Genomic DNA, 12,424 nt, shown 5'->3' with positions numbered 1-12,424 from the left:
TATTATCAATCTTGCAGGCTGTTGTCAATATTTATTGCCACATCATATTTCGTGCGCAAATCACTCTCCACTTGTTGTAAAGAGGGGGCTTGCTCCAAAGCCAGTTCTTGACGTACCAGCGCCCGAATTTCCTTTTGGTCCGGTACATTTTGTGTATGAATACTCTCTAGTCGAATGATAGCGAAGTCGTCCTCTGCCTGAATCGGCCCCGCTATATCACCTTCATCCAAACTAGCAGCGGTCTTAAGCAGTCCCTCCGGCCAAAAAGGGTCATCTTCCTCTACTTTGCCCAAACGTCCTCCTTGCTGCCGACTCTCTGCATCAATGGAAACTTCCCTGGCTAAATCAGCAAAATTCTCGCCCTGCTCCAAGCGATCCATTACTTGCTCGCCTTCATCATAAGATGCAACCTTAATCATGGAGAGTTCCAATTCCCTTTTGGGCGTGAAACGCTCCGTATTTTGGTCTAAATAAGTATCGATATCAGCTTCCTTAATCGTAATACCATCAGTAGCTATTGCTTGTAAGGTTAGACGATAAGCCGTTTCCGCGAACACTTCCTGACGAGATAACCCCAGCTGAGACTGCATTTGAGCATAATACTGTTCTTCCGATCCGTATCCAATCATAGTTCGTGCAAGTTCTTGTTCAACCTCATCGTCGGTCACGGTAATCCCCAGAGCCTTTGCTTCCATCTCCACAACAATATGATTAATCATTCCAACCAGCACTTCGTGCCCATGCTTTTTTTTGAGCTCATCCATCCACTGCTTATCTGTTATCGGTTGTCCGCCTGCAGTCGCTGCATCCGGTGTTTCGTTTTCTGTTGTATCTCCTTTTAGAAGAGCCATTGCACGTAAGCTCCAGAACAATAGACCCCCGAGCATTAAAGTTGCAACAGCCAGAATAACAACCGTATTGCGAAGTGCACGTTCCTGTCTCGTCATCATCCCATGCCCTACGATTTCGCTTGTTCTAAAATGACCTGTAATTCGTCCTTATTAAAAACATAAGCCTCGTTGCAAAAATGACATACAACTTCAGCCTGCTCATCTTCTGCAATTAATCTCTCCAGTTCATCTTGCCCTAAGCTAACCAATGTCTGCTCTACCCGCTCACGCGAACATTGACAAGCAAAGTTAATATCCAGTTCATCCATAACTATCGCATCCGGCAAAAGAATACGCAGCATTTCTTCTGGCTCTAGACCCTGATCAAGAAGTGTTGTCACGGAAGGCATAGCCCCTAGAGCTTTTTCGATCTCCGTAATCTCCGCATCCGTCAGTCCTGGAAGAAGCTGCACGATAAACCCTCCGGCTACAATCACTGACTCATCGGTATCCACTAATACACCTAAGCCAACTGCAGCTGGGGTTTGTTCAGAAACAGCGAAATAATAAGTAAAATCTTCCGCAAGTTCTCCGGAGATGATAGGAATACTACCTCGATAAGGTTCTTTCAAGCCTAAATCCTTTATAATATCAATGAACCCTTCAGTGCCTACGGCTCCAGCAACATCCAATTTCCCCATACTATTGCTAGGTAAGTGAATGTGAGGATGATGTACATAACCGCACACTTCTCCCAACGCATTGGACTCCGCAACGATTTGCCCGATCGGTCCATCCCCTTTAACCATAATGCATAGCTTCTCTCTTCCTTTGAGCATAGCGCCCATCATGGCTGCAGCGGTAACTGTACGTCCAAGTGCGGCTGTAGCCGTTGGATACGTATCATGTCTGCGCCGCAATTCCTCGACCAATTCTGTTGTGCGGACAGCAAACGCTCTCACTTTACCATTCATAGCCGTTCCACGGATAAGTCGATCCTTCTTTTTTTCCATTGGGTGCATAGCCCTCCTATCTCATCGCCCTTTAGGCTTCTTTATCTTTATTGGTTACGGTCATAAATAATTCGTAATCCTTCTAGTGTTAACATAGGGTTTACTTCGTCGATACAATCCGTCTCCCCCGCAATTAGCGAAGCAAGCCCTCCAGTAGAAATAACCTTCAGTTCCGGAGCATTCATCTCGATTTTGATACGCTTTACAATCCCCTCCACTTGGCCTGCATACCCAAAAATAATACCAGCCTGCATAGCGTGAACTGTATTACGTCCGATAACCTTTTTAGGCTTCTCTAACTCAATTCGCGGCAGCTTCGATGCTCGCTGATATAAGGCCTCTGTAGAAATAACAAGACCCGGAACAATCGCTCCTCCGAGATAATTAGCTCCTGCATCGATACAGTCGAAGGTCGTAGCCGTACCAAAATCAACAACAACAAGCGGACATTTATATTGCTCAATCGCAGCAACTGCATTAACAATCCGGTCTGCGCCAATCTCACGCGGATTCTCATAACGAAGATTAAGTCCCGTTTTTATCCCTGGCCCCACGAGTAACGGTTCTTTACCTATATATTTTATACACATATCTACGATAGTCTTAACCAGAGGTGGAACTACCGAGGATATAATTACGCCTTCCACATCTTTGACAGAGATCCCTGACATCTGAAAAAGATTGTGTATCAGCACTCCATATTCATCCACGGTGGATTGGCGCGCAGTACTTAGCCGAAAATGATGCAACAATTCGCGCTTTCTGTATACACCGAGAACAATATTGGTATTACCGATATCTACAGCAAGCATCATGATGAGGACCCTTCCTTCTTGGCATTAAGGTCTAGACTAATATCCAGACTGGAGAAGGAGTACGTAAGGCGTCCTACAGAAATCACATCCACACCTGTTTCTGCGATCCCGCGAACCGTTTCTAACGATACATTGCCGGAGGCCTCTGTCTTGACATGTGGAGCTTTAGCTTTAATCCTGGCCACCGCTTGCTTCATCATCTCGTTAGACATATTATCAAGCATAATAATATCAGCACCTGCTGCCAGTGCCTCTTCTACTTGCTCTAAATTCTCAGTCTCCACTTCAATACTCATCGTATGTGGAATGTTCTTCCGAGCACGGCCTACCGCCTGCCTAATCCCACCTGCACCTTTGATATGATTGTCCTTGATCATAACCGCATCATATAGACCAAAGCGATGGTTAAAGCCTCCACCAACACGAACTGCATATTTTTCCAGCATACGATGTCCTGGTGTAGTCTTACGTGTATCGACTAGACGAGTCGGTAATCCAGCGAGCACCTGTACGAAAGATGCGGTACGTGATGCAACACCCGAAAGGCGCTGCATCAAGTTCAGTGCAAGCCGTTCACCTGTAAGAATTGCGTGTGTGCTACCCTCCACCTCGATAATTACAGTCCCTTTTGTCACTGCTTGACCTTCTTCTACAAGGGCTGTAAAGCTAAGCGTAGGATCAACAATTTCAAAAACCAGCTCTGCAATCGGGATACCACAAATGACGCCATCTTCTTTAGCATGAATAATCCCTTTAGATTCATGGCCAACAGGTATCGTCATCTGTGTTGTTACATCCCCGGAGCCAACATCTTCCCGCAGCCAAGCCTTGATGGATTGTACTAGTTCTTCATTGTAACCATTAAACATCATCGCTTAATTCCTCCACTATTCCCAGATCGCGAATTTGAAGCAGGTGCTTGCGCCACTGATCATCACTTCGCTGCGGGTAATCCTCACGGTAATGTGCCCCGCGACTCTCTTCCCGTGCTAGAGCAGACTCTGTCACGAGCAAACAGCAGGTCAGCATATTAGCGAACTCGTATTCCTCGCGTTTAGTCAATACCGATCCAAAGATGGGTAGCTGCCGTTTCAATTCTTCTATTCCCTTAGACAAGGTCTCTTCATTACGTCGTAATCCAGCATATCGAACCATTACCTTTTGTAGCTTCAAACGGCGTTCCACAATAGCTTGCGTTGGCAAATCAACACGCCCTTCGTTACTACTAACTGATAAAACATCACGTCCAAGCGGGGATAATTTGCGAATCCGCTCAATAATACGATGCCCAAAAACAACTGCTTCCGATAATGAATTGCTTGCTAACCGATTAGCACCATGTACGCCTGTGGAAGAAACCTCCCCGCAAGCAAACAAGCGAGGTATCGTACTTTCCCCATTCAGATCGGTCTTAATGCCCCCCATCATATAATGCGCAGCTGGAGCTACTGGAATCCAATCACTTGTAATATCCAGTCCATAGCCCATACATGTCTCATGTATTGTAGGGAAACGATGCTTCACCATTTCCGGGGATTCATGCGTAATATCCAAATAGACAAACGTTGATTTTGTAAGCTCCATTTCACTTACAATAGCCCGAGCTACAATATCTCGTGGAGCTAGCTCAAGCAGCTCATGATAACGCTCCATGAACCGCTCTCCATTAATATTGCGCAACACTGCTCCTTCCCCTCGAACTGCTTCGGAGATTAAGAATCTAGGAGCTCCAGGATAACTTAATGCTGTAGGATGAAATTGAATAAATTCCATATCTCGTATATGAGCGCCGGCACGGTAAGCAATGGCTACCCCGTCGCCTGTAGCTACTTCAGGGTTAGTAGTGTATCTAAATAATTGTCCTGCACCACCAGAGCACAAAATAGTCGCATCCCCTTGCAGGAATAACCGTCCGCCGCCGGGACGCTGCAACAATGCGCCTACACATTCTCCACCTTCAGTGATGAGATCAATGACATAGTGATCATCCCACACCTCAATGTTCTCATGTTCAGCTACCTGTTCAGCCAAAGCACGAACAATCTCGTAACCTGTAGCATCTCCATTAGCATGCAAAATACGACGGTGGCTATGCGCTCCTTCCTGCGTCAAAGCCAGTACCCCATCTTCCTTATCAAAAAGAGTACCTAAACGAATTAGCTCATGAACTCTATCTGGTCCTTCATTAACAAGTGCATCGACAGCTGTGGATGAGCAAAGACCTGCTCCAGCCATTAATGTATCCTGCCGGTGATAAGCAGGGGAATCGTCCTCAGCTATTACAGCTGCGATCCCCCCCTGTGCATAGCGAGTATTACTCTCCATTACTGATTTCTTTGTGATCATAATGACACGCCGATCTTCACTAGCTTTAATAGCCGTGAACAATCCGGCAATCCCTGAACCGATAACAATACAATCTGTTTTTACTTTAGGAATATCCCGAAGATCAAAATCAACCAAATATTGTGGAATCATGACCGCGTTTCACCTGTTTCAACGAAAGAGTAGCGCATACTACCGGACTTGTAGCATGCGCTCTAGGGAAGTTCTGGCTTTGTCGGCGACAGCAGGCGGTACATAGATTTGTGGCTTCATCGTCTCCAGGCATTTCACCAGTTTTTTTAGATTGTTAACTTTCATATTAGGACAAACAAGAAATTTTGTAGCAAAATGGAATTCTTTATCCGGACTATCTTTACGAAGCTGATATCCTGTACCGTCTTCAGTCCCAACAATAAACTGCTTGCGGTCTGATTTCCGGCAATATTCGAGAATGGATGTAGTACTACCCACATAATCACCCATGGCTACTACTTCCGGACGACATTCTGGATGAACTACAAATTCTGCTTCTGGGTATTTCGCTCTCATTTCCACTACATCTTTAACGGTCAACATGTCGTGAGTGTTGCAGTAGCCTTCCCAGATAATCAATTTTTTACCGGTCTGATCTTGTACATATTGGCCAAGATTCTTATCAGGTACCCAGATAATTTCTTCAGCATCGAGGGATTCGATTACTTTCACGGCATTTGCAGAGGTACAACAGATATCAGTCTCCGCTTTAATCTCTGCAGACGAGTTGATATAAGTAACCACTTTAGCATTTGGATGCTGTGCTTTCAGCTTACGCAAACCGTCTACATTGACCATATCAGCCATTGGGCAACCTGCACGTTCATCAGGAATAAGGACGGTTTTATTTGGGGCCAGAATTTTAGCACTCTCCCCCATGAAATGAACACCGCAGAATACAATAACCTCTGCATCTGTCTCCGCAGCCTTCTGAGCGAGTAAGAAAGAGTCGCCCCGGAAATCGGCAACCTCCTGAATTTCATCACGTTGATAATAATGAGCTAAAATAATTGCGTTTCTTTCCTTTTTAAGCTGTTCAAGACGTATCCGAAGTTCTCGATTCTGTTCCTGCTTGCGCTCAAGTGCCAGAGCTTCCACCGATTGTTCTCCCCCTTAAATCTTCGCGGCTTTAAGCCGGCGCGATGTTATCAAATGGCATGAGCCATCATGGTGAAAAAATGAACATACTGATATGAATAGTAAGTAATATTAATCACTAATGTACACAACGTTCCAGTCTCTGTCAATGTAACTGGACAGGCTTTAAGGCTCAAAATCCCTTAAAAATTAAAATAAAAAATCCGGAGAACAGTTACGTTCTCCGGATAAATTTACATCATATGAATCGTGAGACCATTTAGGTAAGGCTAGTGCCGCCACCTTTGTTGTTATCGTCGGAATCATCATTACCCTCAGAATCAGGGTTATTCGGGATATCCTTCGATAGATCAGGGATTGTGGACTGTGCATCCTCAGGTTTGCCTTGAATGCGAACTTTCACATCACCGATATTATCAATGACTGGTTCACCAACTTCAAGTGCAACACCTTCACCATCCTTAGCTTTACCATCTTCGGAAAGGAAGCCTTGTTCAATCAGTTCTTTGATCTGATCAAGCTCAAGTGTTTCCTTCTCAAGTAAGGTATTGGCAATCAAGTGCATTTCTTTAGAGTGTTTGAGCAACAGCTCTTTACAACGCTCGTAGCTCGAAGTAATAAAGTTCTGCATTTCTTGATCAATCTCATAAGCAATGGAATCACTATAATTCTGCTCATGCCCAATATCACGACCCAAGAATACTTGACCTTGAGAAGATCCGAACTGCATAGGTCCAAGCTTATCGCTCATACCGTACTCCATAATCATAGCACGCACGATGCGCGTAGCCTGTTGGAAGTCACTGTATGCACCCGTACCGATCTCGCCAATAAACAATTCTTCGGCAACACGTCCACCAAGTAATCCAGTAACCTTATCCAAAAGCTCCTGCTTCGTAACGATCATCCGATCTTCCTTCGGAAGCATGATAACATATCCGCCTGCACGTCCGCGTGGGATAATAGTAACTTTATGCACCATATCGGCATGCTCTAGGAAGTAACCAGCTATAGTATGACCTGCTTCATGATAAGCCACAATACGTTTCTCGCGGTCACTGATAACACGACTGCGTTTCTCAGTACCTACGATAACACGGTCGATGGCTTCATCGACTTCAATCATGGAAATATCCTTACGGTTACGACGCGCAGCTAGCAACGCCGCCTCATTTAGCAGGTTCTCCAGATCCGCACCAGTGAATCCAGTTGTACGTTTTGCAACAACATCCAGTCTTACATCTTTCGTAAGAGGCTTGTTACGAGCGTGAACCTTAAGTACAGCTTCACGGCCTTTTACGTCAGGGCGGTCAACCGTAATTTGACGGTCAAAACGTCCTGGACGTAGCAATGCAGGATCAAGTATATCAGCGCGGTTAGTTGCCGCAACAATAATAATGCCTTCGTTACCACCGAATCCATCCATCTCAACCAGCAATTGGTTAAGTGTCTGTTCGCGTTCGTCATGTCCGCCACCAAGTCCGGCGCCACGTTGACGACCCACAGCATCAATTTCATCAATGAAGATAATACATGGAGCATTCTTCTTGGCATTCTCGAACAAATCACGTACCCGAGAAGCACCGACACCCACGAACATTTCCACGAAGTCAGAACCGGAAATACTGAAGAAAGGAACGCCAGCTTCACCTGCTACTGCACGTGCAAGCAATGTTTTACCGGTTCCCGGAGGACCCACAAGCAATACACCCTTAGGAATACGTGCACCGACAGCTGCAAATTTGCGTGGATCTTTCAGGAACTCAACAACTTCGACAAGCTCTTGCTTCTCTTCGTCCGCCCCTGCAACATCCTCAAAGCTAATTTTCTTCTTCTCTTCATTATATAACCGAGCCTTGCTCTTGCCGAAATTCATGACTTTACCGCCGCCACCTTGCGCCTGGTTAAACAGGAAGAAGAACAAGATGAACATAATGACTAGCGGGATAATAGAAGAAAGGAATGTCAGCCAAATGCTGGTACCTTCCATTTTCTTCTGAGTTAATTCAATCCCATTAACATCACTGGCTTGAATCAGTTCATCAATAGCAGCATCTGTAGGAGGAATATATGTGGAGAAGCTCTTCGATTTAGTATCGGCAGGCAACTCTCTATATTCGCCTGTAACTAAAAAGGCATTACCCTCAAACTGAACCGTCAAATCCTTCACATTGTTGTTCTTGATCTCCTGCCGTAACTCGTCGTATCTAGGGAAATCGGCGGCTTCATTTCCATTGCTCACAAACTGGACAATACCCACCACGACTAAAAATAAAATCAAATAAAAACCAGAATTCCGGATGAACCGATTCATCCCCTACCTCCTCTCGCAACACTCAAGTTATTGTACCATAGCCTCTTGGGACACCTCAAATAAAGGAAGCCAAGGGTGCCCGATCCGTAGATCAAGGCAATCAATAGTTCAATTGGAATAAATCTCAGGCTTCAGTACTCCAACATATGGGAGGTTCCGATACCGCTCGGCATAATCCAATCCGTAGCCTACTACAAATTCGTCCGGCAACACGAAGCCTGTATAGCTGGCTTCCAGATTAACCGTACGACCTGAGGGCTTATCAAACAAGGTAACCACATTGATAGAAGCAGCATTGCGGTTGCGGAGCAGCTCAATCAAATAGCTGAGCGTAAGGCCACTGTCAATAATATCTTCAACGATCAAGATATCACGGCCTTCTACCGATACATCTAAATCCTTAATAATTTTGACAACACCAGAGGACTTGGTGGAAGCTCCATAGCTAGAAACTGCCATGAAATCCATCTCAACAGGTACTGTAATGGCTTTAACCAGATCTGCCATAAATATAAACGCGCCTTTTAGTACACAAATGACTAAAGGGGTACGTCCTGCGTATTCTTCGCTCAGTTTTTGGCCGAGCTCCTTAATTTTCTGCTGAAGTTCCTCTTCGGTGATCAAGACTTCTTGAATATCATTTTGCAACTTGCGAAACCTCCTAAGTTATACTATGAAAGACTTACATCGACCATTACGTTTCTTCACGGTCATCCAGCTCTGCTAGAGACAATAGAAGTACCGAGGTCGTTTGCCGCCCTACTGCGGCATGCATCGAGCGTCTTACGCCCGGAATCCAGACGATATTGCCCAAACCATCACAAACGAGTGGGATCATTGAGCGTTCAGCAGCAGGTATTTTATCATCAATATAAATATCTTTTACCTTTTTGCTTCCGTTTAATCCCATGACTCTTATGGTATCTCCAGGCAATCGGGAACGAATCGTTAGTGGAAAGACCAGTTCATCACGGTCAAACCAAGCCGACATCTTCCCATAATCCTCCCCCTGTACAAAAAAGTTTTCTCTCTCCAGCACCGCCATCGACATCACCTTACCTATTTCCTCCAGCTTAAGCTCGGAGTCCGGTAAAAACAGACGATATGTATAGCTTGCCTGTTGCTGCGCAGGCTTGGACGAGAACAAGATGATATCGTATTGCCGCACACAAGTCAGGCCTCCACCTAAATCCAAACTCCAGGTGGTGGGATAGCTCTGCAGCGTTCCCCGACGTACAGATTCAATCTTGGAGAAATCAAGGGCAGATAGATCCGCCGACAGATAATTTAATATTAGTTTAATCAAACGCCGTTGTAAAGCGGAGGGTGTGGCCGCAAATGAAGCTCTGTTAAAGGTATATTTCCCTTCCCCTTCCGAAACCAGCTCCTCAAAGCATTTTACCGCAGATGCCTCCATATATTCATCCTCAGCTCCTGCAATTTCCGCAAGCTGCACAAGTGACTGCCTCACTCTGCTGCTATACCTTTCCAGAAAAGGAAGAACCTCCAATCGAACAGCATTCCGCTTGTATTTGGTCAGCAGATTAGTCGCATCCTCGGCATAGGTGAAACCTTCATTCTGACATAACCCAAGAAGAGCCGTTTTGTTAATACGTAGGAATGGACGAATGAGTTCCACCTTTTTTTCTGTTCTTTTCCACTTGATACCCGACAGCCCCGATAAACCGCTTCCTCGCAATAGACGCATAATCACTGTTTCTGCCTGATCATCCGCATGATGAGCCAGAGCAACGGAGCGTGCCCCATAACGGTGTGCGGTATCAATCAGAAATTCGTATCGCTTCTCGCGTGCTGTCCCCTCAGGACCGAGTCCACTCTCTTTGACCAAAGAAGGAATATCAAATTCGGCCAACTCAAAGGGCAGTCCCAATTGTTGAGCCATACCACGTACTAGCTCTGCCTCTTCCTTAGACTCCGGTCTAAATCCGTGATTCACATGAGCGCATATTAGGGTAAGCGGCATAACGTTTAAAGCTATTTCATGCAAAACATGCAAAAGAGCCACAGAATCCGGGCCGCCGGAAACTGCGACTACAATGGTGTCATGGGGCGCCCACAGCTCGTGCTCGGCTGCTGACTCCAATACTGACTCCACCAGTCCATTCATTTGCTCCATATGCGGCCCCCCTTCTCTCTACTATATGTATAAGTTCAAAACCGAAATACCCAATAAATTGTAAAGGCAAGTACGAACAAGGATAACCCAAAAGCATTTTTGAGCCAGCGAGGTGTGTCCATACTATCAGGACGCTTTCTACGCGAATTGTAAATATGGTTTCGCCAGAGCTCTGTAGCATCTGCGGAACCGGAGAAACCTCCTTTTAACGCCAAACAAATCCAAGAGGATAGTTTCTTGTCGGGTAGATTTCTAGCCAGCTTAAACAGCTCATCTACACTTCTTGTCTGCGGCAGCTGTAGCGCAGCTTTCTTGAGCCCCTCTTCATTCAAAAGACGGAGGCACAGTACTGCAAAAGCGAATAGATCATAACCCTCATCACTCGTACGGCTGCCTGCGTTCCAAAAGCCACGGTCATGCCATTCAGTAAACTGCTTCACACTGCGACCCATAGGACTTGTACCCCCAAAGTCGATCAGCTCCACTTCGCCATACTTTGATACCATGACGTTCTCCGGCTTCAAATCCCCGAACACAAAACCGCATTCATGCAGTGTGCGCAGCTTATCAAGCAGACCAAGCCCAACCAGGCCTAACCAGTCGGGACCGTTTTTCGATAAAAAATGATGCAGAGGTTTGCCTTCAACATACCTCATTACATAGAAGGGGACATTATCCCCGTTCGCAAAATCATCCGCTTCCAAAAAATAAGAAGACAATGGATTCTCACGACGAGCACGATGTTCATTCCGCTTTCGCCGTGATTGCAGCGAGGTTAATACATTGATCTCCGATTGAAGTTCAAGTGTATCGTATCCGATTTTTAGCGCGTACCTTTCCCGTCTGCCTTCTCTTTGCACAAGATATACGGTTCCGTTCGCGCCCCTTCCCAGCATCCGTTCAACGACATAACGGTTACCCCGCCATTTGCCGTTAATTAAGGTACCAGTAGGATAGGACGGATTAGACGACATACCCACCAATCATCCCTTCTCTTTCGTCGTGGTCATCACTTAGTCGGCGTCCACGATGTTCATCCAGTGTATCATAACGATAATGTTCAAGCACCTTGAAAATAGCTGGACCCGTCGGTGTCGCGCCTCTCATGTGTAATTTAGAGAATAACGTACGAATACCTGACATGTCATGGGTCCAATCTAGATCAAGCTTGGCATCTTCACTGCTGTTATTTCCAGGATAATGGAACACAGCGATCTCACTTTTACCTTCCCGTGCTTCCAAACTTAGCGCCAAATCGCGGATAGCATCTTCCACGGCACCCAATTTAGGTTTCATACTAGCACTGGCATCGATAAGAAGTGCAATGCGCAGCGGTGTTGTTTCTGTCAGTTCATCTACAACTGTAACAACCTGTGAACGTTGAACAGGAGGTAACTGATCCAGTGAGCCATCGCCTAGTATCTTTTTTACCTCTTTATTAACCGCCTGCTGGATCGTCTGAACCACGGTCTTGCGTGTCATCATTTGAATCGTCTGCGCCAGTTGTGGCGTTCCGACTATCCGGCTAAGGCCTCCCCCGGCCTTGGCAATGTCGGCAATCTCCCGGCTTCCGAGTTCGCCGATCGTACCATAATCAACTACACCAACCACATTTACGGTGATTCCCTCCTGCAGGGCATGCGCCGCTGCCAACACCGGACTTTCTCCTACATTCGAACAACCGTCAGTAATGAGCATAATTTGCTTCATAACCCTCAACTCCCCCTTTGTTTAAACCTCTGTTTCTAGCATATCCAGAAATGAGAGATTTCAAACGGTCGATATTAAGTGGGGAAATTTAGATCAAAATAGAGGGGTTAGTGAATAGGGGAACTGCGAGAAATGTTTGGGCTTTCGAT

11 protein-coding genes are annotated in these 12,424 nt (G+C 45.8%); all 11 read right to left on the bottom strand.

Annotation, left to right across the window (positions count from 1 at the left end; translation table 11 throughout):
• Nucleotides 1-5: 5 nt before the first annotated feature.
• Entirely contained in the window at nucleotides 6-950 is a 945-nt protein-coding gene (locus tag ACN6KS_RS00370; RefSeq protein ID WP_440961104.1) for a peptidylprolyl isomerase, read from the bottom strand.
• Nucleotides 951-958: 8 nt separating this feature from the next.
• On the bottom strand, nucleotides 959-1,843 hold the full coding sequence (gene hslO / locus ACN6KS_RS00365; protein WP_094871984.1) for an Hsp33 family molecular chaperone HslO: 885 nt from the start codon (nucleotides 1,841-1,843) through the stop codon (nucleotides 959-961).
• 47 nt (nucleotides 1,844-1,890) lie between these two features.
• Entirely contained in the window at nucleotides 1,891-2,658 is a 768-nt protein-coding gene (locus ACN6KS_RS00360) for a type III pantothenate kinase (protein ID WP_094871986.1), read from the bottom strand.
• On the bottom strand, nucleotides 2,655-3,530 hold the full coding sequence (nadC, locus tag ACN6KS_RS00355; protein ID WP_341133474.1) for a carboxylating nicotinate-nucleotide diphosphorylase: 876 nt from the start codon (nucleotides 3,528-3,530) through the stop codon (nucleotides 2,655-2,657). Before nadC ends, ACN6KS_RS00360 begins: the two co-directional genes overlap by 4 nt.
• Nucleotides 3,520-5,136: an L-aspartate oxidase gene (gene nadB, locus ACN6KS_RS00350; RefSeq protein WP_094871989.1), complete on the bottom strand. Its 1,617-nt coding sequence runs from the start codon at nucleotides 5,134-5,136 to the stop codon at nucleotides 3,520-3,522. The genes nadC and nadB overlap by 11 nt, the downstream gene beginning before the upstream one ends.
• Before the next feature lie 39 nt (nucleotides 5,137-5,175).
• Nucleotides 5,176-6,114 (bottom strand): quinolinate synthase NadA, encoded by a 939-nt coding sequence (gene nadA, locus ACN6KS_RS00345; protein WP_042183878.1) that lies wholly within the window; start codon nucleotides 6,112-6,114, stop codon nucleotides 5,176-5,178.
• Nucleotides 6,115-6,373: 259 nt separating this feature from the next.
• A complete protein-coding gene (ftsH, locus tag ACN6KS_RS00340) occupies nucleotides 6,374-8,428 on the bottom strand; it encodes an ATP-dependent zinc metalloprotease FtsH (RefSeq protein WP_280789015.1) in 2,055 nt (684 codons plus the stop codon).
• Between the two features lie 108 nt (nucleotides 8,429-8,536).
• Complete coding sequence (gene hpt / locus ACN6KS_RS00335) at nucleotides 8,537-9,076, bottom strand: hypoxanthine phosphoribosyltransferase (RefSeq protein ID WP_094871993.1); 540 nt, start codon at nucleotides 9,074-9,076, stop codon at nucleotides 8,537-8,539.
• A 46-nt stretch (nucleotides 9,077-9,122) separates the two neighbouring features.
• Entirely contained in the window at nucleotides 9,123-10,565 is a 1,443-nt protein-coding gene (gene tilS, locus ACN6KS_RS00330) for a tRNA lysidine(34) synthetase TilS (protein ID WP_341133473.1), read from the bottom strand.
• 35 nt (nucleotides 10,566-10,600) lie between these two features.
• Nucleotides 10,601-11,539, bottom strand: coding sequence for a serine/threonine protein kinase (locus ACN6KS_RS00325; RefSeq protein ID WP_179283689.1), 939 nt, complete (start codon nucleotides 11,537-11,539; stop codon nucleotides 10,601-10,603).
• The gene (locus tag ACN6KS_RS00320; protein ID WP_042183866.1) at nucleotides 11,529-12,275 is read right to left on the bottom strand and encodes a VWA domain-containing protein; all 747 of its coding nucleotides are present in this window, start codon (nucleotides 12,273-12,275) and stop codon (nucleotides 11,529-11,531) included. Before ACN6KS_RS00320 ends, ACN6KS_RS00325 begins: the two co-directional genes overlap by 11 nt.
• Nucleotides 12,276-12,424: the final 149 nt, after the last annotated feature.

The sequence above is a fragment of the Paenibacillus nitricinens genome (assembly GCF_052056485.1).
GTDB lineage: Bacteria > Bacillota > Bacilli > Paenibacillales > Paenibacillaceae > Paenibacillus_AQ > Paenibacillus_AQ nitricinens.
Note: the sequence above shows the minus strand (reverse complement) of the source record. Positions and strands in the feature narration are given on the sequence as shown.